Source organism: Micromonospora sp. NPDC051924 (genome assembly GCF_055586005.1).
The window spans coordinates 55,804-79,630 of sequence record NZ_JBVJJA010000001.1 but is presented as its reverse complement, the minus strand read 5'-3'; the positions used below and the strand labels follow the sequence as shown (position 1 = coordinate 79,630).

Here is a 23,827-nt window from a genome sequence, read left to right as displayed (position 1 = left end):
GGACCAGGCTGGATGCGCGGCGTGGCGTGCTGTACGCAGGTCGTGGCCTCGACGTCACGCGGGCAGAATGGTGGGATGGCCGCGTGTCGGCACGAGCCGGTCGGCCCCGAGCTGAGCGAGGAATGATGACCACGGCGAAACAGTCGGTAGCCGCGGACGACCACGAGGTGCTCCTCGGCGAGCTGGTGGAGGCGCTGCGGCGGGTACGCCGCGGCGACCTCCGGGTCCGGCTGCCCCGGCGGGCCGGCCTGGCCGGCGAGGTGGCCGACGCCTTCAACGACGTGGTGTCGCTCCAGGAGCGGCAGCACCTCGACCTGCGCCGGATCAGCCGGATCGTCGGCCGGGACGGCCGGCTCACCGAGCGCCTCGACGACGAGGGCCTGGACGGCTCGTGGGCGGAGGGGCAGCGGGCGGTCAACTCGCTGATCGACGACCTGGGGCGCCCCACCACGGAGATCGCCCGGGTCATCGTGGCGGTGGCTGACGGTGATCTCTCCCAGCACATGGCGCTGGAGATCGACGGTCGCCCGCTGCGCGGCGAGTACCTGCGCATCGGCCGCACGGTCAACACGATGGTCGACCAGCTCTCCTCCTTCTCCAACGAGGTGACCCGGGTGGCCCGGGAGGTGGGCACCGAGGGCAAGCTGGGCGGCCAGGCCGACGTACGCGGGGTGGCCGGCACCTGGAAGGACCTCACCGACTCGGTCAACACCATGGCGTCGAACCTGACCGACCAGGTGCGGTCGATCTCCCAGGTGGCGACCGCGGTGGCCAGGGGCGACCTGTCGCAGAAGATCACGGTCGGGGCGCGCGGTGAGGTGGCCGAGCTGGCCGACACGATGAACTCGCTCACCGACACGCTGCGGCTCTTCGCCGAGCAGGTGACCCGGGTGGCCCGCGAGGTGGGAACCGAGGGCAACCTCGGCGGCCAGGCGGAGGTGCCGAACGTCGCGGGCACCTGGAAGGACCTGACCGACAGCGTCAACTCGATGGCGTCCAACCTGACCGCGCAGGTGCGGAACATCGCCCAGGTCTCCACCGCGGTCGCCCGCGGCGACCTGTCGCAGAAGATCACGGTGGCCGCCCAGGGCGAGATCCTGGAGCTCAAGGACACCGTGAACACGATGGTGGATCAGCTGTCGTCGTTCGCGGACGAGGTGACCCGGGTGGCCCGTGAGGTGGGCATCGAGGGCAAGCTCGGTGGCCAGGCCCAGGTACGCGGGGTCTCCGGCACCTGGCGGGACCTGACCGAGAACGTGAACCAGCTCGCCGGCAACCTGACCAGCCAGGTCCGCAACATCTCGCAGGTCTCCACCGCCGTGGCGAAGGGTGACCTGAGCCAGAAGATCACGGTGGACGCGCAGGGCGAGATCCTGGAGCTGAAGAACACCGTGAACACGATGGTGGATCAGCTGTCGTCGTTCGCGGACGAGGTGACCCGGGTGGCCCGTGAGGTGGGCACCGAGGGCAAGCTGGGCGGCCAGGCGCAGGTGAAGGGCGTCTCCGGCACTTGGCGGGACCTGACCGACAACGTGAACTCGATGGCGTCGAACCTGACGTCCCAGGTGCGGAACATCGCCTCGGTCACCACCGCGGTCGCCAAGGGCGACCTGTCGCAGAAGATCACCGTGGACGCCCGGGGCGAGATCCTGGAGCTGAAGTCCACGGTCAACACGATGGTGGATCAGCTCTCGTCGTTCGCGGACGAGGTGACCCGGGTGGCCCGCGAGGTGGGTACCGAGGGCAAGCTCGGTGGCCAGGCCCAGGTACGCGGCGTCGCCGGCACCTGGCGCGACCTCACCGACAACGTGAACTCGATGGCGTCGAACCTGACGTCCCAGGTGCGGAACATCGCCCAGGTCTCGACGGCGGTGGCGAAGGGTGACCTGTCGCAGAAGATCACGGTGGACGCGCAGGGCGAGATCCTGGAGCTGAAGAACACCGTGAACACGATGGTGGATCAGCTGTCGTCGTTCGCGGACGAGGTGACCCGGGTGGCCCGCGAGGTCGGTACCGAGGGCAAGCTCGGCGGCCAGGCGCAGGTGAAGGGCGTCTCCGGCACCTGGCGCGACCTGACCGACAACGTGAACTCGATGGCCTCGAACCTGACCGGTCAGGTGCGGAACATCGCCTCGGTGACCACCGCCGTCGCCAAGGGCGACCTGGGCCAGAAGATCACCGTGGACGCGCAGGGCGAGATCCTGGAGCTGAAGAACACCGTCAACACGATGGTGGATCAGCTGTCGTCGTTCGCGGACGAGGTGACCCGGGTGGCCCGCGAGGTCGGCACCGAGGGCAAGCTCGGCGGCCAGGCGCAGGTGAAGGGCGTCTCCGGCACCTGGCGCGACCTCACCGAGAACGTCAACCAGCTCGCCTCGACCCTCACCACCCAGCTGCGGGCCATCGCGCAGGTCTCCACCTCGGTGACCCGGGGCGACCTGACCCAGCGGATCGCGGTCAAGGCGCAGGGCGAGGTCGCCGAGCTGAAGGACAACATCAACCAGATGATCGTCACCCTCCGGGAGACGACCAAGAAGAACGCCGAGCAGGGCTGGCTGGACTCCAACCTGGCCCGGATCGGCGGCCTGCTCCAGGGGCAGCGGGACCTCGGCGAGGTCTGCCGCATGATCATGATGGAGGTGACCCCGCTGGTCGACGCGCAGCTCGGCGCGTTCTTCCTGGTGGACAGCTCCGAGGGGAGCATGCGGCTGCGGCTCACCGCCTCCTACGGGTACGTGGCGCGCGGCCACGACGTCACGTTCGGGCCGGGCGAGGGCTTGGTCGGGCAGGCCGCGCTCTCCCGGCGAACGATCCGGGTCAACGCCCAACCCGACGGTCGCCTGGTGCTGCGCTCCGGGCTGGCCGAGACGCCCCCCGCCGATCTGGTGGTGCTGCCCGTGCTCTTCGAGGGCGAACTGCTCGGGGTGATCGAGTTCGCCGGCGTGACCACCTTCTCCGAGCTGCACCTGTCGTTCCTGGAGCGGCTGGTCACCACCATCGGCATCGCGGTCAACACGATCCAGGCCAACCGGCGTACGGAGGAGCTGCTGGCCCAGTCGCAGCGGCTGGCGCACGAGCTCCAGGAGCAGTCGGCGGAGCTCCAGCGCACCAACGCCGAGTTGGAGGACAAGGCCCGGCTGCTGTCGGAGCAGAAGACGAACATCGAGACGCAGAACCGGGAGATCGAACTGGCCCGGCTCGGCCTGGAGGAGAAGGCGCAGCAGCTCACCCGGGCGTCGGCGTACAAGTCGGAGTTCCTGGCGAACATGAGCCACGAGCTGCGTACGCCGCTGAACTCGTTGCTGCTGCTGGCCCGGTTGCTGGCCGAAAACCCGGAGCAGAACCTGACCCCGAAGCAGATCGAGTTCGCTCGCACGATCCACAGCGCCGGCTCCGACCTGCTCTCGCTGATCGACGACATCCTCGACCTGTCCAAGATCGAGGCGGGCCGGATGGACGTGGAGCCGACCGAGATCCGCTTCTCCGAGATTCGCGGCTACGTCGAGCAGGCGTTCGCTCCGCAGGCCGAGGAGAAGGGCCTCGACTTCCAGGTGCGGGTCAGCAAGGACCTGCCGCCGGCGCTGGTCACCGACGCCCAGCGGTTGCAGCAGATCCTGCGCAACCTGCTCTCCAACGCGGTCAAGTTCACCGACAGCGGCGCGGTGACGCTGCGGATCGCCCCGGCCGCCGAGAACGCGGTCTTCGACGTGCCGGCGCTGACCAACGCCCGGCAGGTGATCGCGTTCACCGTGATCGACACCGGCATCGGCATCTCGGACGACAAGCTCTCGCTGATCTTCGAGGCGTTCCAGCAGGCCGACGGCACCACCAGCCGGCGGTACGGCGGCACCGGGCTGGGCCTGTCGATCAGCCGGGACCTGGCCCGCCTGCTGGGCGGCACGATCACCGTGTCGTCGGCGCCCGGGCAGGGGTCGACCTTCACGCTCTTCGTACCGGACGTGCTGGCGCCGGACGCGGTGGTCGCGCCGGCGCCGCCCTCGCCGCAGCGCGCGGGCCTGCCGTCGTCCCTGCTCATGCCGATGGAGCTGCCCCAGCCGGCGGAGACCCCGGCGACCCGGCGGCTGGAGGGCGTGACCGTCCTGATCGTCGACGACGACGTCCGGAACGTCTTCGCGCTGACCTCCGCGTTGGAACTTCATGGGATGACCGTGTTGTACTCGGACAACGGGGCGGATGGTGTCCGCCAACTGGCCGAGCATCCGGAGGTGGACATCGTGCTGATGGACGCGATGATGCCGGACCAGGACGGGTACGAGACGACCCGGCAGATTCGCCGCAACCACCGCTTCGTGGACCTGCCGATCGTCTTCCTGACCGCGAAGGCGATGCCCGGTGACCGGGAGTCGGCGATCGCGGCCGGAGGCAGCGACTACATCACCAAGCCGGTGGACCTGGACGAGTTGATCGAGATGATGGCGTCCTGGATCGGCCGGAGCCGAGGCGAGGAGACTTCGTGACCCAGAGGGCCAAGGCGCTGCTGGTGGATGACCGGCGGGAGAACCTGATGGCCCTGGAGGCCATCCTCCAGGGGCTTCCGGTGCAGTCGGTCGCCGTGGAGAGCGGCGAGGCGGCGCTGAAGCAGCTCCTGGTCGACGACTTCGCGGTCATTCTGCTGGACGCGCAGATGCCGGACATGGACGGTTTCGAGACCGCCACGCACATCAAGCGGCGGGAGCGGACCCGGCACGTACCGATCATCTTCCTCACCGCGGCGGACAAGGACGCCCAGCTCGCCCTGCGCGGCTACGCGGTCGGCGCGGTCGACTACCTGACCAAGCCGTTCGACCCGTGGGTGCTGCGGGCCAAGGTGTCGGTCTTCGTGGAGCTGTGGGTGAAGACCCGACAGCTCGCCGCCCAGTCCGACCTGGTGCGGGAGCGGGACGCGCAGTGGCGGGTGCTCACCGACGCGGTGGACGAGGCGACTACCCTGCTGCGCGCGGACGAGGGTCCGGAGGCCCGGGACCGCGCGGTGGACATCCTGGAGCAGGCCCGCTGGGGTAACACGCCCTGACCGTCAGGCGTCGGCCGGCCGGCCGTGCCCGGTCGCGGCCCGTCGGGCCCGCCACCGTTCGCCGAGGGCGTCGATCTCCTCCTGTACGAAGAGGAAGAAGTCCCGCATCTCGGCCACCCGCTCGCCGGCCGGGGTCGCCCGGCCGAGCAGCGCGTCGACCCCGCCGTTGGCGATGTCGATGAAGTTCTTGTAGAGGCCGGTCTTGGTGATGGTGGCCTCGTACCAGGGGTTGTCCGGCAGCCGGTAGCGGTCCCGCCGGGAGCCCTTGACCGGCTCCCGGACCAGCATGGCGAACTGGGTCAGGTAGCGGACCGCGCCGGAGACCGCCGCGGCGCTGACCCCCAGCCGCTCGCCGATCTCGGCGGCGGTGAGCGGCTCGTCCGCGCTCATCACGGTGAACAGCACCCGGCCGGCCATCCGGGGGAAGCCGACGTCGGCGAACGCCATCGCCATCCGTTCGACGAAGAGGTGGACCTCTTCCTCGTCCGGGCGGGGCGGCTCGGTCATCGGCGTCGTCTCGCTCATCACACCTGATCGTCTCTCAGATCTCACTGTCTTCACAAGTTTGTGAAACAAGCGTAGCTTCCGAAGTATGGAAACTCCCATTGAGGTGTCCGGCCTGGTCAAGACGTTCGGCCGGACCCGAGCGCTCGACGGACTCGACCTGACCGTGCGCGCCGGTGAGGTGCACGGGTTCCTCGGCCCGAACGGCTCGGGCAAGTCCACCACCATCCGAGTGCTGCTCGGCCTGCTGCGGGCGGACGCGGGGGCCGTCCGGCTGCTCGGCGGCGATCCCTGGCGGGACGCCGTCGCCCTGCACCGCCGGCTGGCGTACGTCCCCGGCGACGTCACCCTCTGGCCCACGCTGAGCGGCGGCGAGGTGATCGACCTCCTCGGCCGGATGCGTGGCGGGCTCGACCCGAAGCGCCGCGCCGAGCTGCTGGAATCCTTCGAACTGGATCCGCGCAAGAAGGGCCGGGCCTACTCGAAGGGCAACCGGCAGAAGGTCGGCCTGGTCGCCGCGCTCGCCTCCGACGTGGAGCTGCTGATCCTCGACGAGCCGACCTCCGGGCTCGACCCGCTGATGGAGGAGGTCTTCCAGCACTGGGTGCACCGGGCCAAGCAGGACGGCCGCACGGTGCTGCTCTCCAGCCACATCCTGGCCGAGGTGGAGGCGCTCTGCGACCGGGTGACGATCATCCGCAACGGCCGGGCCGTGGAGTCCGGCACCCTCGGCGAGCTGCGCCACCTGCACCGCACCTCGATCGACGCCGAGCTGGCCGCCCCGCTGGACGGGCTGGCCGACCTGCCGGGCGTGCACGACCTGCGGGTGGACGGGAACCGGGTGCGCTTCGACGTGGACGCCGCCGCGCTGGACACCGCCCTGCGCCGCCTCACCGAGCTGGGCGTACGCAGCCTGGTCAGCAAGCCGCCAACGCTGGAGGAGCTGTTCCTGCGGCACTACGAGACCAGCCCGGCCGAGGTGGCCGCATGAGCACGCTGACCGGCACGCGCCACCTGGTCCGGCTGATCCTGCGCCGGGACCGCTTCCTGCTCCCGCTCTGGGTGCTGGTCCTGGCCGTCCTGCCGATGACCTACGCGACCAGCTTCTTCGACCTCTTCCCGACCGAGGCCCAGCGGGCCGCGTACGCGGCCGGCACGGCCCGTAACCCGTCGATCATCGCGCTGCTCGGACCGGTGTACGGCGACAGCGTGGGCGCGCTGACCGCCCAGCGCGGCGGCTTCCTGCTGGTGATCATCGGGTTGGCCAGCCTGCTCACCGTCATCCGCCACACCCGCACCGAGGAGGAGGCCGGCCGGCGGGAACTGCTCGGCGCCACCGTGCTCGGCCGGTACGCCGGGCTGACCGCCGCGCTGCTCGTCACGTACGCGGCCGACCTGCTGCTCGGCCTGCTCACCGCCGCCGGGCTGGCGAGCACCGGGCTGCCCGCCGCCGGCTCGTACGCGTACGGCCTCGCCGCCGCGCTGACCGGCATCGTGTTCGCCACCGTGGGCGGGCTGGCCGCCCAGCTCACCGAGACGGCGGGCGGCGCCCGGGGGATCGGCATCGCGGTGCTCGCCGCCGCCTTCGCGCTCCGGCTGGTCGGGGACACCGCCAGCAACGACTGGCCGAGCTGGCTCTCCCCGCTGGGCTGGGCCGCGCGGGTCCGCCCGTACGCGGGGGAGCGCTGGTGGGTGCTGGCGCTGCCGCTGGTGGTGTCGGCGCTGGTGGCGGCGGTCGCGTACCCGCTGTCGGTGCGGCGCGACCTGGGCGCCGGGCTGCTGCCGCCCCGGCTCGGACCGGCCACCGCCGGCTCGGCCCTCGCCGGGCCGTTCGGGCTGGCCTGGCGGCTGCACCGGGGGCAGATCCTCTGGTGGTCGGTCGGCTTCGGCGTGCTCGGGCTGATCCTCGGTGGGGCCGCGAAGGCCGCCGGGCGCTCGGTCGAGGGGAACCCGCAGCTGGAGGAGATCATGGCCCGGATCGGCGGGGCCACCGGGCTGGCCGACGCGTACCTCGGGGCGACCTTGAGCCTGGCCGGCCTGGCGGCGGCCGGGTACGGCGTGCAGGCCGCGCTGCGGATGCGGGCGGAGGAGGCCGCCGGGCGGGCCGAGCCGCTGCTCGCCACCGAGACGCACCGCTCCACCTGGCTGCTCTCGCACGTGGTGTTCGCGCTGCTCGGGCCGGTGGTGGTGCTCGCCGTGACCGGTCTGGCCACCGGCCTGACGTACGGCCTGAGCGTGCACGACGTGCCGGGCGAGCTGCCCCGGATGCTCGGCGCCGCGCTGGCCCAGGTGCCGGCGGCCTGGGTGCTGGCCGGGTTCGCGGTGCTGCTCTACGGGCTGCTGCCCCGGCTCGCGTCGGTGGCCTGGGGAGTGCTCGCGGTCTGCGTGCTGCTCGGTCAGCTCGGCGCGGTGCTCAAGCTGAGCCAGTGGCTGCTGGACCTCTCCCCGTTCACCCACACCCCGCAGACCCTCGGCGCCACCTGGAGCCCCACCCCCCTCTGGACCCTCACCGCGCTGGCCCTCGCCCTCTCGGCGATCGGCCTGACCACCTTCCACCGCCGCGACGTCCCCACCACCTGACCCGAGGCGCGCGAGGCGAGGGTGGGGGTGGGGGTGGGGTCAGGCGGCTTCGTTGCGGATCATCAGGGCGCTGCGGAGGCCGGTGATGTCCAGGACGCGCAGCAGGAAGTCGCCGACGTTGCTCAGCACCAGCAGGCTCTGGGCGTGGCTGGCCTTGCGGCTGAGCACCACCAGGGTGCCGAGGCCCTGGGAGTCGCAGAAGGTCACCCCGGCCAGGTCGAGCACGATGCGCGGCGGGGGATCGGCCAGCACCTCATTGACGACTGTCGACAGCTGGGCGGCCGTGAGCATGTCAATCTCACCGGCAAGGCGAAGCACTGCTTCGTCGCCCGTCCGGTGTACCGTGATGGACAGTTCGGCACGATCCACCGCGTCAGCCTATCGCGATCTCGACCACCGGGCCTGTCGAGCCGGGGGCCGCCCGACGATCATGCGGCGGTCACGCGGGGCGTGAGCCGGGTAACCCGCGCTGCGGGGTGGCTGCCGACCAGCCGCCCGGCGCTGACACAATGGCGGCATCGTGACCGATACCTTTTCCGCCGGATCCGGCCGCTACCCGGCCGAAGCGCCGGCCTCCGAGGCCCTGTTCGACCGCGCCAAGGCCATCGTGCCGGGCGGGGTGAACTCCCCCGTGCGCGCGTTCCGTGCCGTCGGCGGCACCCCGCGCTTCATGGTCCGGGGGGAGGGTCCCTGGCTCTTCGACGCGGACGGCCGCCGCTACGTCGACCTGGTCTGCTCCTGGGGTCCGCTGATCCTCGGGCACGCCCACCCGGAGGTGATCGACGCGCTGCGCGCCGCCGCCGCGCTCGGCACCAGCTTCGGCACCCCGACGCCGGGTGAGGTCGACCTGGCGGCGGAGATCGTCGCGCGTACCCCGGTCGAGCAGGTGCGGCTGGTCAACTCGGGCACCGAGGCGACCATGTCGGCGATCCGGCTGGCCCGGGGCTTCACCGGCCGCGCCAAGATCGTGAAGTTCGCCGGCTGCTACCACGGCCACTCCGACGCGCTGCTCGCCGCCGCCGGCTCCGGGGTGGCCACCTTCGGCCTGCCCGACTCGCCCGGCGTGACCGGGGCGGCCGCCGGCGACACCATCGTGCTGCCGTACAACGACCTCCGCGCCGTGGAGGAGGTCTTCGCCGCCGAGGGCCCGCACATCGCGGCGATCATCACCGAGGCGGCCGCCGGCAACATGGGCGTTGTCGCCCCTCGGGACGGCTTCAACCAGCAGCTCGCGCGGATCGCCCACGCGCACGGCGCGCTGCTCATCGTCGACGAGGTGATGACCGGGTTCCGGGTCTCCCGGGCCGGCTGGCACGGCCTCGACGCCTCCGACGCCGACCTGTGGACGTACGGGAAGGTCATGGGTGGCGGCCTGCCCGCCGCGGCGTTCGGCGGCCGGGCGGAGATCATGGCGAAGCTGGCCCCGGCCGGCCCCGTCTACCAGGCCGGCACCCTCTCCGGTAACCCGCTCGCCTGCGCCGCCGGCCTGGCCACGCTGCGGTTGGCCGACGACGCCCTCTACCGCAAGCTCGACGAGACGGCCGCCGTGGTGGGCAAGCTCGCCGCCGACGCGCTGGCCGCCGCCGGGGTGCCGCACCGGCTGTCGTACGCGGGCAACATGTTCTCGATCTTCTTCACCGACGCCGACGTGGTCGACTACGACAGCGCCCGCACCCAACAGGTGCCGGCGTTCAAGGCGTTCTTCCACGCGATGCTCGCCGCCGGCGTCTACCTGCCGCCGAGCGCGTTCGAGTCGTGGTTCGTCTCGGCGGCGATCGACGACGCCGCTCTGGAGCAGATCGCCGCCGCCCTGCCCGGCGCGGCGACGGCGGCGGCAGCGGCGGGACACGGGGGGTAGGAGTCGTGAGCGAGACAGTGGTGCACGTGCTGCGGCACGGCGAGGTGTACAACCCGGACGGCATCCTCTACGGCCGGCTGCCCGGTTTCCGCCTCTCCGAGCTGGGCGTCCAGATGGCCAAGGCCGCCGCCCAGGCGCTCGCCGAGCGGACCGTGGTGCACGTGGTGGCCAGCCCGCTGGAGCGCGCCCAGCAGACCGCCGAGCCGATCGCCGCCCAGTTCGGGCTTCCGGTCGGGGTGGACGAGCGGCTGATCGAGAGCGCGAACTGGTTCGAGGGCAAGAAGGTCTCGCCGGGCGACGGCTCGTTCCGCGACCCGCGCAACTGGTGGGTGCTGCGCGACCCGGTCACCCCGTCCTGGGGTGAGGCGTACCAGGTGATCGCCGAGCGGATGTTCGCCGCGCTGCACGCCGCCCGGGTGGCCGCCGAGGGACGTGAGGCCGTGCTCGTCTCCCACCAGCTCCCGATCTGGACCCTGCGCCGGTACGTCGAGCGCAAGCGCCTCTGGCACGACCCGCGGAGGCGGCAGTGCGGCCTGGCCAGCCTCACCTCGTTCCACTTCGACGGCGCCAAGATCGTCGGCATCGGGTACTCCGAGCCGGCCGCCCACCTGATCGCGATCTCGCCGACCGCCCGGACGGCCAAGGGGGCCTGATGCTCACCCGGAGGCTCGTCGCCGTCCTGCTCACCGCCGTCACCGCCGGGACGGCGCTGGTCGGCTGCTCCTCCGGGAGTCAGGAGAGCCGCTGCGCCAGCGACGGCCTCACCGTCACCTGCGCCCCCGACCAGCGGTCGAAGACCCCGAAGGTGGCCGGTGAGCTGCTCACCGGTGGCAGCTACGACATCTCGCGTGACCGGGGTCAGGTTGTCGTGGTCAACTTCTGGGGCTCCTGGTGCGCCCCCTGCCGGTCCGAGGCGGACGACCTGGAGGCCACCTACCAGGCCACCAAGGGTTCCGGGGTGACCTTCCTCGGCATCAACGTGCAGGACAGCAAGGACAAGGCGACCGCCTTCGAGGAGGGTCGGGTCACCTATCCGAGCCTCTTCGACCCGGCCAGCCGACAGGCGCTCAACTTCGACATTCCCCCGAACTCCACCCCGGCCACCGTCGTGCTCGACCGGGACGGCCGGATCGCGGTGGTGATCCGCCGGGCCGTCACCCAGGAGGAGCTGCGGCCCATCGTCGAGAAGGTCGCGGCCGAGCAGCCCGCGCCCAACGGTTCGCGCTGATGGGCGAGACGTTCCGCCAGCTCGCCGAGTCCGGTCCGCTGCTGCTCGCCGTCGGCGCGGCGGCGCTCGCCGGGCTGGTCAGCTTCCTCTCCCCGTGCGTGCTGCCGCTGATGCCCGGCTACCTGTCGTACGTCACCGGACTGGCCGGCGCCGACCTCGAGGGCCGGTCCCGGACGCCGGCGCCGCCCGCCGCGGACCCCCCGCCCGACGGCGGTGGCGTGGCCGTCGCGGCACCTCCGGCGACCCGACCGGCGGCCGCGGTGAAGGGGCGGGTGCTGGCCGGCACGATGCTGTTCATCGCCGGCTTCACCGTGGTGTTCACCGCCACCGCGATCCTCTTCTCCGGCGTCGGCAAGCTCTTCTTCCAGCACGAACGCACGCTGGAGATCGTCATCGGCGTGCTGGTGGTGCTGCTCGGGCTCGGCTACGTCGGGGTGGTCCCGGGGCTGCAGCGTGAGTTCCGGATCCGGCGGCTGCCCGCGGCCGGCCTGCTCGGCGCCCCCGTGCTGGGCGCGGTCTTCGCGCTCAGCTGGATGCCGTGCACCGGTCCGACGCTCGGCGCGGTGCTCGGCATGGCCACCGTCGACGGGCGGACCGACCGCGCGGTGCTGCTCGCCGTGGCGTACTGCCTCGGGCTGGGGGTACCGTTCGTCGTCTTCGGGCTGGGCTTCCACCGCCTGCTCGGGGTCTTCCGCGCCGTCCGGCGCAACAGCCGCTGGGTCACCCGGATCGGCGGCGCGCTGCTGATCCTGATCGGCCTGGCGCTGGTCACCGGCGGCTGGCAGAACTTCGTGATCTGGTTGCAGACGCACGTGGGCGTGGGCGAGGTGAGCATCTGATGACGACCGTGGACGACCGGCCGGCCAGCCCGCCGGCCGAGGCGCCCCGGCGACGGGTCAACCCGGTGCTGGCCCTGCTGCGCAACTCGTGGCGGCAGCTCACCAGCATGCGTACCGCGCTGATCCTGCTCTTCCTGCTCGCGGTCGCCGCCATTCCCGGTTCGGTGCTGCCGCAGCGCGGGGTCAACCCGGAGAAGGTCAACCAGTGGTTCGTCGACCACCCCGACCTCGCGCCCCGGCTCGACCAGCTCGGCATGTTCGAGGTCTTCGGCTCGGTCTGGTTCTCCGCGATCTACCTGCTGCTCTTCACCTCGCTGGTCGGCTGCATCCTGCCCCGCGCCCGCGACCACGTCCGGGCGCTGCGGATGCGGCCGCCGGCCGCGCCGAAGCGGCTCGACCGGCTGCCGCAGCACGCGGTGCTGGAGGCGCCCGCCGCCGCCGACGCCGCGGCGATCGCGGCGGTGCTGCGCCGCCGCCGCTGGCGGGTCCAGGTGCGCGGCAACGAGGTCTCCGCCGAGAAGGGCTACCTCAAGGAGACCGGCAACCTGCTCTTCCACGTCTCGCTGGTCGCCGTCCTGCTCGGGGTCGCGGTCGGCTCCTGGTACGGCTGGCACGGCAACCGGATCCTGGTGTCGGGCGACGAGAACGCCTTCTGCAACACCCGCCAGCAGTACGCCGAGGCGACCCTGGGCCCGCGGGTGGACAGCGCCGACCTGCCGCCGTTCTGCCTCACCCTCGACACGTTCGACGCGAAGTATCTGCCGTCCGGGCAGGCGTCGCACTACTGGGCCACGGTGACCGTGGACCAGCCGGACGGGGCGAAGCGCACCGCCGGCTTCTCGGTCAACTCGCCGTTGCGGCTCAACTCGGCCAACGTCTACCTGCTCGGCAACGGGTACGCGCCGATTCTGAAGTACACCGACCGGTACGGCCGTAGCCAGACCAGCACCGCGCCCTTCCTGCGGACCGGCGACCCGAACGCGACGGAAGAGGGGGTCGCCGCGTTCCCGGACGCGAACGTCGACCCGAAGACCGGCAAGCGCGCCCCCGACCAGCAGGTCGCCTTCGACGGGCTCTACCTGCCGACCGCCCCGGACAGCCCGCCGTTCGTGTCGTCCCAGTTCCCCGAGGAGCGCAACCCGGCGGTGGTGCTGGTCGCGTACCGGGGCAACCTCGGCCTGGACGCTGGCATCCCCGGCTCGATCTACAAGCTCGACCAGCGGCAGGTCGACAACGGCAAGCTGAAGCAGATCGGCGACAAGAAGCTGCGCCTCGGCGAGAAGTGGACCCTCGACGACGGCAGCACGCTGGAGTTCGTCGGCACCAAGCCGTACATCACCATCGCCGTCCGGTACGCCCCCGGGCAGACGCTGATGCTCGCCGCCTGCGTGACGCTGCTGGTCGGCCTGATGGGCTCGCTCTTCGCCCGGCGGCGCCGGGTCTGGTTCCGGGTTTCGCCCCCCGACGCCGGATCTCCGACGAGCGGTAGTAGCTTGGTGGAGGCCGGTGGGCTGCCGCGCACCGAGCATCCGGGGTTCGCCGACGAGTTCGCGCAGCTCGTCGCCGCGGTGAGCGACGACGGGCGGGACGACCGGCGGGCGCGAGAAGGAGACGAGTGATGTCCGCACTCTCCGACCAGCTGGTCACGTACGCGATCCTGGCGTACCTGGTCGCCATGATCAGCCACGCCGTCGAGTACGCGCTCGGCAACGCCCGCGCGGTGTCGGCGAAGGCCGCCGCCCCGGCCCGGGAACTGGTCGGCGCGGGCGTCGGCGGTGCCGGCGGGACCGTCGAGGAGCCGCCCGCCGTTCCGGCCGCGTCCCGGCCCGGCCGCTCGGGTGCCCGGGCCGCGCTGGCCGGGCGGATCGCCGCCTGGGTCACCGTGCTCGCCGCCGCGCTGCACCTCGCCGCGGTGGTCACGCGGGGCATCGCCGCCGAGCGGATGCCCTGGGGCAACATGTACGAGTTCGTGCTGACGGTGACCTTCATCGGGGTCGCCGCCTGGCTCGTGGTGCTCTGGAAGCAGCCGCAGCTGCGCCGGCTGGGGCTGTTCCTGACCCTGGTCATGGTGCTGCTGCTGGCGTTCGCCGAGCTGAAGCTCTATGTGCAGGTCACGCCGCTGATGCCGGCGCTGCAGTCGTACTGGTTCATCATCCACGTGTCGACGATCATCTTCGCCTCCGGCATCTTCCTGCTGGGCGTGGTGCCGGCGGCGTCGTACCTGATGCGGTCCGGCTGGGAGCAGGGGAAGCGGAGCTTCCCGTACACCCTGGCCCGCCGGCTGCCGGCGGCGGCCGGCCTGGAGCGGCTGACCTTCGCGCTGCACGCCTTCGCCTTCCCGATCTTCACCTTCGCGGTGATCGCCGGGGCGATCTGGGCCGAGGCCGCCTGGGGCCGGGCCTGGGGCTGGGACCCGAAGGAGACCTGGGCCTTCATCTCCTGGGTGGTCTACGCCGGCTACCTGCACGCCCGGGCCACCCCGAGCATCAAGCGCAACGTGGCCACCTGGATCTCCATCCTGGGCTTCCTGACCATGCTGATGAACCTCTTCGGGGTCAACTTCTTCTTCACCGGCCTGCACTCGTACGCCGGCGTCAACTGACCCGCACCCGGCGGTCGCGCCCGTTCAGTGGGCCGGCCGCCGGCTGCTCAGCACCCCGTCGACCCGCAGGGTGATCTGGTACGCCACCTCGGGCAGGTCGGCCAGGTCGAGCCGGTCGGCCCGCAGCGCGAACTGGGCGTGCAGCTCCCGGGCCACGGCGTCCCGGATCTCCGCCTGGAGCGGGGTCAGGCCGTCCGGATCGCCGACCACGTACGCGTCGTCCATCCGCCCATCGTGGCGCGCCAGCGCGATGCTGTCAGTGACGCAAAATGTAGGACTACACTTCTAAAAAATGTAGTTCTACGAATTGTGGTGACCGCGTGGCGCTGCCGGTGAAGCCCGTCGAGATCTTCGATCGGGACGTGGAGTGGGGCGAACTCACGCGGTTCGTCGCCGATGAGCGGCCAGGTGCCACTCTCGGTGTGGTCAGTGGGCGCCGCCGTCAGGGCAAGACGCTGTTGCTCTACGAGCTGGCCCGGGCCGACAAGGGCTTCTACTTCGGCGCGACCGAGGCGACGGCGACCGAGTCGCTCCGCCGGCTGGGAGAGGCGCTGGGTGCGTACACGGGAGCACCCGGTCCGGTCCAGTTGGCCGACTGGGGCACCGCCGTTGACGCCCTGCTCGCTCTCGGGCGCGAGCGTCCGGTGACCGTCGTACTGGACGAGTTTCCGTACCTGGTGCGTGCCGCCCGTGATCTTCCCTCGATCATCCAGCACGCGTTCACCCCCGGTCGGCCCCAGCGAACCGAGTCGCGGACGCGCCTGCTCCTCTGCGGGTCGGCGCTCTCGTTCATGGGCGGCCTGCTCGCCGGATCGGCGCCGCTTCGCGGTCGAGCCGGGCTGGAGTTGCCGGTGCAGCCGTTGGACTACCGCGCTGCCGCGGCCTTCTGGGAGATCGCGGATCCTCGGCTGGCGGTCCAGGTCTTCGCCATCGTGGGCGGCACGCCCGCCTATCGACGCGAGTACGTCCAGGACGACGCGCCGGCGGGCCTGGCGGACTTCGACGACTGGGTGGTCCGGGCGGTGCTCAATCCTGCCCGGCCCCTGTTCCGTGAGGCGCGTTATCTGCTTGCCGAGGACCCGGACCTCCGTGACGCGGCGCTGTACCACTCGGTGCTCGCGGCCGTCGCCGAGGGAAACGCCAGCCGGGGTGGCATCGCGGGCTACATCGGGCGGAAGGCCAACGACCTTCAGCATCCGCTGACGGTGCTGGAGGATGCCGGTCTGCTGGTCCGCGAGGCCGATCCGTTCCGCAGCGGCCGCAGCAGCTACCGGATCACCGAACCGTTGATCACGTTCTATCAGGCCATCATGCGTCCGGCCTGGACGGCGTTGGAGCAGCGTCGGGGTACGGACGTTTGGTGCAGGTCGCAGCGCCGGTACGCCAGCGCGGTCCTCGGCCCCCGCTTCGAGGAGATCGTGCGCCAGTGGTCCCTGCGCTTCGCCGATCCCGATCTCCTGGGTGGGCTCGTGGCGGAGGCGAGCGCCGCCACGGTGACCGATCCTGGCAGCCGGACGAGTCACGAGCTCGACCTGGTCGCCCTGGGTGAGCCGCCGCTGGGCGACGGTCCGCGCCCGTTGCTGGCGATCGGTGAGGTCAAGTGGGGTCGGCGGTTGGGCCCCGCCGACCTGGAACGGTTGGAGCGGATCAGGACGCTCCTCGTCGCGCGCCCGGGATTCGACACCACGGCCACCCGGTTGGTGCTGGCGAGTGGCCAGGGTTTCGTCGCCGAGCTCGTCCGATCGGCGTCCGCGCGGCAGGACGTCGTCCTGCTGGACTCCGCCCGCCTCTACCACGACTGAGGTCCCCGCTCAGCCGCCGAGCCAGCCCGGTACGTCGAGGCGGAAGACGTCGGCCGGAACCATCCGGCGCAGGTCGTCCTCGATGGCCGCGACCCGGTCGGCGCCGAGGGTGGCCGCCCAGCGGTCCCGGAGCTGGTCGAAGACGACCGCGGAGCGGCGCAGCCCGTCGAAGCCCTTCGCCGTCATCCGGACCAGCTTCCGGCGGGCGTCGGCGGGGTCGTCGACGCGTTCCAGGTAGCCGAGCGCGACCAGCCGGTCGACGGTCTTGCCGGCGGCCTGCTTGGAGACGCCGAGGCGCTGGCCCAGGTCGGACGCGGTGGTGCCGGCCGGGCCGACGGCCTGGAGGACGAAGCCGTGGGCCGGGCGCAGCTCGGGGTGGCCCTGCCGGGCGAGTTCGGCGTGCAGGTCGTCGATGAGGGTCCGGAAGCCGGCGAGCAGCAGCAGCGGCAGCGCGAAGCCGGGACGGTCAGGCGTTGCCATGTTCGACAACCTCGTTTACTATTTCGTCAACCACGTTGACTATATTACGTGAGGGGTTCCGTCGTGTCCCGACCGGTCTTCACCGTCCACACCGCCGACACCGCATCTGCCGCCGGCCGTCAGATCATGGCCGCCGTCCAGCGCAAGCAGGGCCATGTCCCCACCGCCGTCGCCCTGCTGGCCGAGTCGCCGGAGCTGCTCAAGGGCTTCCTCGGCGCCACCGCCGTCTTCGATTCCACCGACCTCGACCCGGTCGCCCGCGAGGTGGTGGTGCTCACCGTCGCCACCCGCAACGAGTGCCACCTCTGCGTGGCCATGCACACCGCCACCCTGACGGGGCTCGGCGGGACGCCCGAGCTGATTGCGGCGCTGCGCGCCGGCACCGCGCTGCCCGAGCCGCGCCTGGAGGCGCTGCGCCGGTTCACCCTGGCCGTCCTCGACCACCGGGGCGCCGTCCCCGACGACGAGCTGAACGCCTTCCTCGCCGCCGGCTGGCGCCCCCGGCACGCGCTGGACGTGGTGCTCGGCGTCGGGACGTACACCATCTCGACCTTCGCCAACCGGCTCGTCGACGCCCCGCTCGACCCGGCGCTCGCCGCCCACGCCTGGGCACCCGCCGGGTGAGCGGTCAGTCGGACAGGAAACGCCGCAGCAGGGCGAGCAGTTCGTCCGGGCGCTCCTCGAAGAGCCAGTGCCCGCAATCCTCGACCACCTCGCCGGTGACCGTGTCGGCGTACCGGCGGACCTGGTCGGCGACCTGCGGGCCGAGGCTGGCCCGGGCGCCCACGGCGAGCACCGGCATGGGCAGCGGGGTCGACCGGTACGTCGCGTTGTCCGCGATGTCCTGGCCGAACGCCCGGAAGTATCCGAAGCTGGCCCGCAGGTGCGCCTCGTCGCGCAGGTGCCGGGCGTACTCCTCGATGTCGTCCGGGCCGAGGCTGCCCTTGTTGACCATGATCGAGTCGCTGAAGCGGTCGACCCAGATCGCCTCCCGGCCGGCGACGAGCTGTTCCGGCAGGCCGTTCGGGACGGTGAAGAAGCCGAAGTTCCACACCGCCGGGCCGGCGGCGGTCAGCGCCGGGAACGTGTAGATGCTCTCGTCGGGGATCGGGGCCTCGGTGAGCACCAGCCGCGCGACCCGGTCGGGATGGGCGGCGGCGTACGCGTACGCGACCATCGTGCCGACGTCGTGTCCCACCAGGCGCACGCCGTCGGCCAGCCCCAGCCCGGTCAGCAGGCGGTGCACGTCGGCGGCCACGGTCTTCTTGTCGTACCCGTCCGGTGGGGCGTCGCTGTCCCCGAAACCCCGCAGGTCGGGTGCGACCACCTCGTACGACGTGGCCAGCTCCGGCAGCAGGTGACGCCACATGTACCAGCACTGCGGGTAACCGTGCAGCAGCACCAGCGGCGGGCCGCTGCCGCCCCGGACGACGTTCATCGTGATGTCGCCCACCCGCGTCCGCTGCTCGGTGAAACCCGTCGGCACCCGTCCGTCGGCCATCGCCGCCTCCCGTCTCGCCGGGCGGCTCGACTACCCGGCGGGCGGGCGCCCATGCCGGTCCGGCCGGCAGCATCACAGGACCCGGCGTGGGCGGGGCGGCAGGCGGTGCGGGAGACTGGCTGGCATGGCGGCTCGTGGCTTCCCGTACACCGATCTCAAGGACTTCCTCGCGGCGCTGGAGCGCGCAGGGGAGCTGCGGCGGGTGAGCGTCCCGGTCGACCCCACGCTGGAGATCAGCGAGGTGGTCACCCGGACCGTCCGGGCCGGCGGCCCGGCGCTGCTCTTCGAGCGGCCGACCCGGGGCGAGCTGCCGGTGGCGATCAACCTGTTCGGCACCGAGAAGCGGATGGCGATGGCGCTCGGCGTCGAATCGCTGGACGAGATCGGCGAGCGGATCGGCGGGCTGATCAAGCCGGAGCTGCCGGTCGGCTGGTCCGGCATCCGCGAGGGCCTGGGCAAGGTCATGCAGCTCAAGTCGGTGCCGCCGCGCAAGGTGAAGACCGCCCCCTGCCAGCAGGTGGTCTACTCCGGCGACGACGTCGACCTCAACCGGCTGCCCGGCCTCCAGGTCTGGCCCGGTGACGGCGGCATCTTCCACAACTACGGGCTGACCCACACCAAGCACCCGGAGACCGGCAAGCGCAACCTCGGGCTCTACCGGCTCCAGCAGCACAGCCGCAACACGCTGGGCATGCACTGGCAGATCCACAAGGACTCCACCGCCCACCACGCCGTCGCCGAACGGCTCGGCCAGCGCCTGCCGGTCGCCATCGCCATCGGCTGCGACCCGGTGGTCTCGTACGCGGCGACCGCGCCGCTGCCCAGCGACATCGACGAGTACCTGTTCGCCGGCTTCCTGCGCGGTGAGCGGGTGGAGATGGTCGACTGCCTGACCGTGCCGTTGCAGGTCCCGGCGCACGCACAGATCGTGCTGGAGGGCTACCTGGAGCCCGGCGAGCGGCTGCCCGAGGGCCCGTTCGGCGACCACACCGGTTTCTACACCCCGGTCGAGCCGTTCCCGGTGCTGCACGTCGAGACGATGTCCATGCAACGCGACGCGGTCTACCACTCGATCATCACGTCCAAGCCGCCGCAGGAGGACCACGGGCTCGGCAAAGCCACCGAGCGGATCTTCCTGCCGCTGCTCAAGCTGATGATCCCGGACATCGTCGACTACGACCTGCCGGCCGCCGGGGTCTTCCACAACTGCGCGATCGTCTCCATCCGCAAGCGCTACCCGAAGCACGCGCAGAAGGTGATGAACGCGATCTGGGGCGCCCACCTGATGTCGCTGACCAAGCTCATCGTGATCGTCGACGAGGACTGCGACGTGCACGACTACAACGAGGTCGCGTTCCGCGCCTTCGGCAACGTCGACTACGCCCGGGACCTGCTGGTCACCGAGGGGCCGGTCGACCACCTGGACCACTCGTCGTACCAGCAGTTCTGGGGCGGCAAGGCGGGCATCGACGCGACCCGCAAGCTGCCCACCGAGGGCTACACCCGGGGCTGGCCGGAGGAGATGACCATGTCGCCCGAGGTGGTCTCGCTGGTCGACAAGCGCTGGAAGGAGTACGGAATCTGATGGCGACCGTGCTGGAGCCCGTCGAACGCCCGGGCCGGGTCAAGTCCTTCCTCAAGCTGGTCGCGATCGAGCACTCCGTCTTCGCGTTGCCGTTCGCGTACCTGTCGGCGCTGACCGCGATGCGGGTGAACGGCGGGCAGGTGCGCTGGCTCGATCTGCTGCTCATCACCGTGGCGATGGTCGGGGCGCGCACCTTCGCCATGGCCGCCAACCGGATCCTCGACCGGCGGATCGACGCGCGGAACCCGCGTACCGCCAACCGGGAGCTGGTCACCGGGGCGGTGAGCGTCCGCACGGCCTGGACCGGCGCGGCGGTCGCGCTGGTGGTCTTCCTCGCCGCCGCCGCTCTGCTCAACCCGCTCTGCCTGGCCCTCGCCCCGCTCGCCGTGGTGCCGCTGGTCGTCTACCCGTACGGCAAGCGGTTCACCAACTGGCCGCACGCCATCCTGGCGCTCGCCCAGGCGGTCGGCCCGGTCGGCGCGTGGCTGGCGGTCACCGGCACCCTCGCCGACTCCTGGCCGGCCTGGCTGCTCGGCGCCGCCGTCGGCCTCTGGATCGGCGGCTTCGACCTGATCTACGCCTGCCAGGACGTCGAGGTGGACCGGCGGATCGGGGTGCACAGCGTGCCCGCCCGGTACGGGCTGCGGTTCGCACTGCACGCCTCCACGGTGGCGCACGTGATCACGTTCGCGCTGTTCGTCTGGTTCGGGGCGCTGGTCGGCTTCGGCTGGCTCTGGTGGATCGGGCTGGCGCTCACCGCGGTCGCCTTCGGCTACCAGCACCTGGTGGTCAGCCCGACCGACCTCAGCAAGGTCAACCGGGCGTTCTTCACCGCCAACGGCTTCGTCGGCATCGCGCTGTTCGTCTTCGCCCTGCTCGACCTGGTGGTCCGCCTCGGCCTGCGTCCCTGAAGCGGACGTCGGCGTGGCGGCTGGGCCGTCCGCGCCGGCTCAGCCGCCGGCGCCGACCGGGTAGCGGTCGCTCTCCAGCGTCCAGTCGACGGTGCCGCGGATCGCGTTGGCCACCCCGTCGAGATAGGCGGTGACCGACTCGTCCAGCGCCGGCCCGAACGACGGCACGGCGGCGCGCAGCGCCGTGAAGCGGCCCATCTCGGTCCGCCAGCGCGCGGCGACCAGCTCCACCGCGGTCTCCACCGGCACGTTCCGCTCGGCGGCCACGGCCAGCACCAGGTTGTGGCCACCGGCGGCGGTCCGGTCCCGGTCCAGCGAGGCAATGTCGTTGAACCAGGAGAGCAGGTCGTTGCCGAGCCGGCCGAGCCGGCGCAGCGCGGGATGGTGGTAGACCGCGTCGGGCAGCGGACGGGCGGCCGCGAACTCGATCAGCGGGTACGCCACGTACGCCGCCGAGGTGGCCCGGCGCAGCTCCACGTACTCGTCGACGCCGGGCGGGCGGCCGGTGCGCCGGGCCACCGCCTCCCGCCAGACGCCGTCGAGGTGGTCGGCGACCGCGTCGGCGAAGCGCAACCGCCAGCGGGCCGGCATCCGGCGCCGGGGCTCCCGCCAGCCCCGCACCAGCAGCCGCCGCAGCGGGCCGGAGAAGCCGGGGTGCCACGCCCGGGGACCGTCCCGGAGCAGGGCGAGCGCGCCGTCCCGCAGCGCCCGGATCGGCGCCGGATCCGGCCGGCCCGGCCCGTCGCAGGCGTCGTCGACCAGGAAGAACCAGGTGAACAGCGCGGCCAGTGCCCGCAGGTCGGATTCGGTGGCGTCCGGGTAGAGCCGGCCGGCGTAGCGGGCGAAGCCGGCCCGGGCCACCCGCTGCCGGGCGGTGGGGGCCGGCGGCAGGTCGAGCCGGTCGAGCTGGTCGACCAGCCAGTCCTGCACCCGGTCGGCGTGCGGGGAGAGCCGGGGCGCGATCGGGCAGTCGGACCGCAGCGACCGGAGCACCGCCTCCGTCATCCCCCGTCCCTTCCATGGACGTGAATCCCACGGAAGCATGGCAGGTCGCCCGGACGAGCGCCGCCCGGGCGGACAACGCCGGGTGTCGTGGGACAACCAGGACGTCCGGGACGCTTTCCCCCGGGGGTCCCCGCCCGCTCTCCGAGCCGACCAGGCAGGCTTGACGGTATGCGCGAACCATGGGTGGTCGGCGTCTCCGGGGCGTCCGGCACGCCGTACGCGGCAGCGGTCGTCCGCGGCCTGCTCGACGCCGGTGCGGCGGTGGACCTGATCGTCTCCCGGGCCGCCCGGTTGACCATCCTCGACGAGACCGGCCGCCCGTTCCGGGACGGACACTGGGCGGAGGATCTGGCGGCCTGGCTGGGGCGCGACCTCGCCGACGCCGACCTGCGGCACTGGCCCGCCGGTGACCTCGCCGCCGGCCCCAGCAGCGGCTCCTACCGGGTACGCGGAATGGCGGTCGTCCCGGCCAGCACGGCGGCCTGCGCCGGCATCGCGATCGGACTCTCCAAGGACCTGTTGCAGCGCGCCGCCGAGGTGAACCTCAAGGAGCGGCGGCCGGTGGTGGTGGTGCCCCGGGAGACCCCGGTGACCCGCAGTCACCTGGAGCACCTCATCGCACTGCACGACGCGGGGGCCGTGGTGCTGCCGGCCAGCCCCGGCTTCTACGGCGCGGGGGCGGCGGCTTCCGCCCAGCAGTTGGTCGATTTCGTGGCCGGCAAGGTGCTGGACGCGCTCGGTGTGCCGCACACCCTGTTCCGGCGCTGGTCAGGTGAGCTGGCGGCGGCTCGACAGGACGCGGACCGGAGCTGACGCCCGGCCCGCGCCCCGATCGGTGCCGACTCAGTACATGCCGGCGTTCGCCGGACCGGGTCCGGTCGAGGCGGTCGGGCCCATGTTGCGTGCCTTGCCCATGTCCTCCGCCTCGTCCAGCATTCCCTCCCCTTCAAGCAGGGCCCGCACCTCGGATTCCCGAAACCGGCGATGCCCGCCTGGAGTCCGGATGCTGCCTATCCGGCCGGCCGCTGCCCATCTGGTCACGGTCTTCGGGTCAACCCGAAACAGCGCAGCGACCTCTCCCGGTGTCAGCAGGCGATCTCCAGTGTCCACAGCCCCCTCCTCGCGTCGACGAAGCCCCCGGCTGAACACACTGCCCCCGGCCGGTGCGAGCCCAGAGCCGTCATGAGGGACGTATGGCAATTACAGCACCGGCGGCCAGGCCTGTCCGCCAAACGCGAAAAACGCACACGATGAGAAGTTAGTAAATGGTACCGGTGCAGAGCCCCCATGACGATCCGTTTGTGAACGGCAACGCGACGTCATGTTCAACTGGTGCCGACCGTCTCACGTTACGGCGGAACGGATAAGGTCACTCTCCGTGGACGCGATCGACCTGAGCCTGCTGGAGCTGCTGCGCGGCAATGCCCGCCTGTCGTACGCCGAGTTGGCCCGCCAGGTGGGCCTCTCCGCCCCGGCCGTGCACGAGCGGGTCGGCAAGCTCGAGACCGGCGGGGTCATCCGGGCGTACCGGGCCGAGGTCGAGCCGGAGGCGATCGGGCTCGCGGTCACCGCGCTGATCGGCATCGTGGAGGACTCCACCGCCGACACCGACGACGTGCTGGAGGCGTTCCGGCAGATGCCGGAGATCGAGTCCTGCTATTTCATGGCCGGGGTCGAGTCCTTCCTGCTCAAGGCGCGGGTCGGCACCATCGCCGAGTTGGAGCAGCTGATCGTCCGGCTGAACCGGACGCCGGGGGTGGCCTCCACCCGGACCGGCATCGCGCTCTCGACGAAGTGGGAGAACCGCCCCCAGCCGGTCGGACCACCCGCCTCCTGACGGTCGTGCTCCGTCGTCCCGCCGAATCGTTCACGTCATCACGTTCGTAGGCGGACGAGTGGT

The 23,827-nt window shown here is 71.8% G+C and carries 23 protein-coding genes; 16 read left to right on the top strand and 7 right to left on the bottom strand.

The features are described 5' to 3' along the window. Positions 1–125: 125 nt before the first annotated feature. Together ACZ6S5_RS00380 and ACZ6S5_RS00375 are read left to right on the top strand one after the other, a co-directional pair. Positions 126–4,478 carry a HAMP domain-containing protein gene (locus tag ACZ6S5_RS00380; protein WP_465996193.1) on the top strand — a complete coding sequence of 1,451 codons (4,353 nt, stop codon included), beginning with the start codon at positions 126–128 and terminating at the stop codon, positions 4,476–4,478. Next, positions 4,475–5,032: a response regulator gene (locus ACZ6S5_RS00375; RefSeq protein WP_465996191.1), complete on the top strand. Its 558-nt coding sequence runs from the start codon at positions 4,475–4,477 to the stop codon at positions 5,030–5,032. The genes ACZ6S5_RS00380 and ACZ6S5_RS00375 overlap by 4 nt, the downstream gene beginning before the upstream one ends. A 3-nt stretch (positions 5,033–5,035) precedes the next feature. On the opposite strand, the gene ACZ6S5_RS00370 is transcribed toward ACZ6S5_RS00375, so the two are convergent. Continuing rightward, entirely contained in the window at positions 5,036–5,557 is a 522-nt protein-coding gene (locus ACZ6S5_RS00370; RefSeq protein ID WP_465996189.1) for a GbsR/MarR family transcriptional regulator, read from the bottom strand. Positions 5,558–5,624: 67 nt separating this feature from the next. Here ACZ6S5_RS00370 and ACZ6S5_RS00365 point away from each other — a divergent pair, with 67 nt between their 5' ends. Both ACZ6S5_RS00365 and ACZ6S5_RS00360 read left to right on the top strand, forming a co-directional pair. Beyond that, positions 5,625–6,527, top strand: a complete 903-nt coding sequence (locus tag ACZ6S5_RS00365; RefSeq protein WP_465996187.1) for an ABC transporter ATP-binding protein — start codon at positions 5,625–5,627, stop codon at positions 6,525–6,527. Next, entirely contained in the window at positions 6,524–8,116 is a 1,593-nt protein-coding gene (locus tag ACZ6S5_RS00360; protein ID WP_465996186.1) for an ABC transporter permease, read from the top strand. Before ACZ6S5_RS00365 ends, ACZ6S5_RS00360 begins: the two co-directional genes overlap by 4 nt. Positions 8,117–8,155: 39 nt before the next feature. Here the strand turns inward: ACZ6S5_RS00360 and ACZ6S5_RS00355 are convergent, their stop codons facing one another. Next, positions 8,156–8,485, bottom strand: a complete 330-nt coding sequence (locus ACZ6S5_RS00355; RefSeq protein WP_465996184.1) for an STAS domain-containing protein — start codon at positions 8,483–8,485, stop codon at positions 8,156–8,158. A gap of 151 nt (positions 8,486–8,636) precedes the next feature. Between ACZ6S5_RS00355 and hemL the strand changes: the two genes are divergently transcribed. The 6 genes from hemL to ccsB are packed head-to-tail and all read left to right on the top strand — an operon-like array spanning position 8,637 to position 14,643. Next, on the top strand, positions 8,637–9,974 hold the full coding sequence (gene hemL / locus ACZ6S5_RS00350) for a glutamate-1-semialdehyde 2,1-aminomutase (protein WP_465996182.1): 1,338 nt from the start codon (positions 8,637–8,639) through the stop codon (positions 9,972–9,974). 5 nt (positions 9,975–9,979) lie between these two features. Further along, positions 9,980–10,627 carry a histidine phosphatase family protein gene (locus tag ACZ6S5_RS00345; protein WP_465996180.1) on the top strand — a complete coding sequence of 216 codons (648 nt, stop codon included), beginning with the start codon at positions 9,980–9,982 and terminating at the stop codon, positions 10,625–10,627. Beyond that, positions 10,627–11,202 (top strand): TlpA family protein disulfide reductase, encoded by a 576-nt coding sequence (locus tag ACZ6S5_RS00340; RefSeq protein WP_465996178.1) that lies wholly within the window; start codon positions 10,627–10,629, stop codon positions 11,200–11,202. The genes ACZ6S5_RS00345 and ACZ6S5_RS00340 overlap by 1 nt, the downstream gene beginning before the upstream one ends. Continuing rightward, entirely contained in the window at positions 11,202–12,041 is an 840-nt protein-coding gene (locus ACZ6S5_RS00335) for a cytochrome c biogenesis CcdA family protein (protein ID WP_465996176.1), read from the top strand. Before ACZ6S5_RS00340 ends, ACZ6S5_RS00335 begins: the two co-directional genes overlap by 1 nt. Continuing rightward, positions 12,041–13,660, top strand: coding sequence for a cytochrome c biogenesis protein ResB (gene resB, locus ACZ6S5_RS00330; RefSeq protein ID WP_465996174.1), 1,620 nt, complete (start codon positions 12,041–12,043; stop codon positions 13,658–13,660). Before ACZ6S5_RS00335 ends, resB begins: the two co-directional genes overlap by 1 nt. Next, the gene (gene ccsB / locus ACZ6S5_RS00325; RefSeq protein WP_465996172.1) at positions 13,660–14,643 is read left to right on the top strand and encodes a c-type cytochrome biogenesis protein CcsB; all 984 of its coding nucleotides are present in this window, start codon (positions 13,660–13,662) and stop codon (positions 14,641–14,643) included. Before resB ends, ccsB begins: the two co-directional genes overlap by 1 nt. A 24-nt stretch (positions 14,644–14,667) precedes the next feature. On the opposite strand, the gene ACZ6S5_RS00320 is transcribed toward ccsB, so the two are convergent. Beyond that, positions 14,668–14,868, bottom strand: coding sequence for a hypothetical protein (locus ACZ6S5_RS00320; protein ID WP_465996170.1), 201 nt, complete (start codon positions 14,866–14,868; stop codon positions 14,668–14,670). A gap of 95 nt (positions 14,869–14,963) precedes the next feature. On the opposite strand from ACZ6S5_RS00320, the gene ACZ6S5_RS00315 reads away from it, so the two are divergent. Beyond that, positions 14,964–16,445, top strand: coding sequence for an AAA family ATPase (locus ACZ6S5_RS00315; RefSeq protein ID WP_465996168.1), 1,482 nt, complete (start codon positions 14,964–14,966; stop codon positions 16,443–16,445). Between the two features lie 9 nt (positions 16,446–16,454). Here ACZ6S5_RS00315 and ACZ6S5_RS00310 read toward each other — a convergent pair whose 3' ends face one another. Next, complete coding sequence (locus tag ACZ6S5_RS00310) at positions 16,455–16,925, bottom strand: MarR family winged helix-turn-helix transcriptional regulator (protein ID WP_465996166.1); 471 nt, start codon at positions 16,923–16,925, stop codon at positions 16,455–16,457. 63 nt (positions 16,926–16,988) lie between these two features. Here ACZ6S5_RS00310 and ACZ6S5_RS00305 point away from each other — a divergent pair, with 63 nt between their 5' ends. Next, positions 16,989–17,549: a carboxymuconolactone decarboxylase family protein gene (locus ACZ6S5_RS00305; RefSeq protein ID WP_465996164.1), complete on the top strand. Its 561-nt coding sequence runs from the start codon at positions 16,989–16,991 to the stop codon at positions 17,547–17,549. Positions 17,550–17,553: 4 nt separating this feature from the next. On the opposite strand, the gene ACZ6S5_RS00300 is transcribed toward ACZ6S5_RS00305, so the two are convergent. Further along, the gene (locus ACZ6S5_RS00300) at positions 17,554–18,426 is read right to left on the bottom strand and encodes an alpha/beta fold hydrolase (RefSeq protein WP_465996162.1); all 873 of its coding nucleotides are present in this window, start codon (positions 18,424–18,426) and stop codon (positions 17,554–17,556) included. Between the two features lie 124 nt (positions 18,427–18,550). Here ACZ6S5_RS00300 and ACZ6S5_RS00295 point away from each other — a divergent pair, with 124 nt between their 5' ends. Together ACZ6S5_RS00295 and mqnP are read left to right on the top strand one after the other, a co-directional pair. Next, a complete protein-coding gene (locus ACZ6S5_RS00295; RefSeq protein WP_465996160.1) occupies positions 18,551–20,011 on the top strand; it encodes a menaquinone biosynthesis decarboxylase in 1,461 nt (486 codons plus the stop codon). Next, a complete protein-coding gene (mqnP, locus tag ACZ6S5_RS00290; protein ID WP_465996158.1) occupies positions 20,011–20,922 on the top strand; it encodes a menaquinone biosynthesis prenyltransferase MqnP in 912 nt (303 codons plus the stop codon). The genes ACZ6S5_RS00295 and mqnP overlap by 1 nt, the downstream gene beginning before the upstream one ends. Before the next feature lie 39 nt (positions 20,923–20,961). Here the strand turns inward: mqnP and ACZ6S5_RS00285 are convergent, their stop codons facing one another. Then, entirely contained in the window at positions 20,962–21,927 is a 966-nt protein-coding gene (locus tag ACZ6S5_RS00285; protein ID WP_465996156.1) for a terpene synthase family protein, read from the bottom strand. 168 nt (positions 21,928–22,095) lie between these two features. On the opposite strand from ACZ6S5_RS00285, the gene ACZ6S5_RS00280 reads away from it, so the two are divergent. Continuing rightward, positions 22,096–22,740: a UbiX family flavin prenyltransferase gene (locus ACZ6S5_RS00280; protein WP_465996154.1), complete on the top strand. Its 645-nt coding sequence runs from the start codon at positions 22,096–22,098 to the stop codon at positions 22,738–22,740. Between the two features lie 30 nt (positions 22,741–22,770). Here ACZ6S5_RS00280 and ACZ6S5_RS00275 read toward each other — a convergent pair whose 3' ends face one another. After that, positions 22,771–23,037, bottom strand: coding sequence for a BldC family transcriptional regulator (locus ACZ6S5_RS00275; protein WP_013473529.1), 267 nt, complete (start codon positions 23,035–23,037; stop codon positions 22,771–22,773). A gap of 268 nt (positions 23,038–23,305) precedes the next feature. Here ACZ6S5_RS00275 and ACZ6S5_RS00270 point away from each other — a divergent pair, with 268 nt between their 5' ends. Continuing rightward, positions 23,306–23,764 (top strand): Lrp/AsnC family transcriptional regulator, encoded by a 459-nt coding sequence (locus ACZ6S5_RS00270; protein ID WP_465996152.1) that lies wholly within the window; start codon positions 23,306–23,308, stop codon positions 23,762–23,764. Positions 23,765–23,827: the final 63 nt, after the last annotated feature.

Coding starts and splice junctions, on each gene's coding strand:
- ACZ6S5_RS00280 (WP_465996154.1), top strand. CDS start 22,096: ATGCGCGAACCATGGGTGGTCGGCGTCTCCGGGGCGTCCGGCACGCCG.
- ACZ6S5_RS00360 (WP_465996186.1), top strand. CDS start 6,524: ATGAGCACGCTGACCGGCACGCGCCACCTGGTCCGGCTGATCCTGCGC.
- mqnP (WP_465996158.1), top strand. CDS start 20,011: ATGGCGACCGTGCTGGAGCCCGTCGAACGCCCGGGCCGGGTCAAGTCC.
- ACZ6S5_RS00365 (WP_465996187.1), top strand. CDS start 5,625: ATGGAAACTCCCATTGAGGTGTCCGGCCTGGTCAAGACGTTCGGCCGG.
- ACZ6S5_RS00335 (WP_465996176.1), top strand. CDS start 11,202: ATGGGCGAGACGTTCCGCCAGCTCGCCGAGTCCGGTCCGCTGCTGCTC.
- ACZ6S5_RS00370 (WP_465996189.1), bottom strand. CDS start 5,557: ATGAGCGAGACGACGCCGATGACCGAGCCGCCCCGCCCGGACGAGGAA.
- ccsB (WP_465996172.1), top strand. CDS start 13,660: ATGTCCGCACTCTCCGACCAGCTGGTCACGTACGCGATCCTGGCGTAC.
- ACZ6S5_RS00340 (WP_465996178.1), top strand. CDS start 10,627: ATGCTCACCCGGAGGCTCGTCGCCGTCCTGCTCACCGCCGTCACCGCC.
- ACZ6S5_RS00295 (WP_465996160.1), top strand. CDS start 18,551: ATGGCGGCTCGTGGCTTCCCGTACACCGATCTCAAGGACTTCCTCGCG.
- ACZ6S5_RS00285 (WP_465996156.1), bottom strand. CDS start 21,927: ATGACGGAGGCGGTGCTCCGGTCGCTGCGGTCCGACTGCCCGATCGCG.
- ACZ6S5_RS00380 (WP_465996193.1), top strand. CDS start 126: ATGACCACGGCGAAACAGTCGGTAGCCGCGGACGACCACGAGGTGCTC.
- ACZ6S5_RS00320 (WP_465996170.1), bottom strand. CDS start 14,868: ATGGACGACGCGTACGTGGTCGGCGATCCGGACGGCCTGACCCCGCTC.
- resB (WP_465996174.1), top strand. CDS start 12,041: ATGACGACCGTGGACGACCGGCCGGCCAGCCCGCCGGCCGAGGCGCCC.
- ACZ6S5_RS00310 (WP_465996166.1), bottom strand. CDS start 16,925: ATGGCAACGCCTGACCGTCCCGGCTTCGCGCTGCCGCTGCTGCTGCTC.
- ACZ6S5_RS00300 (WP_465996162.1), bottom strand. CDS start 18,426: ATGGCCGACGGACGGGTGCCGACGGGTTTCACCGAGCAGCGGACGCGG.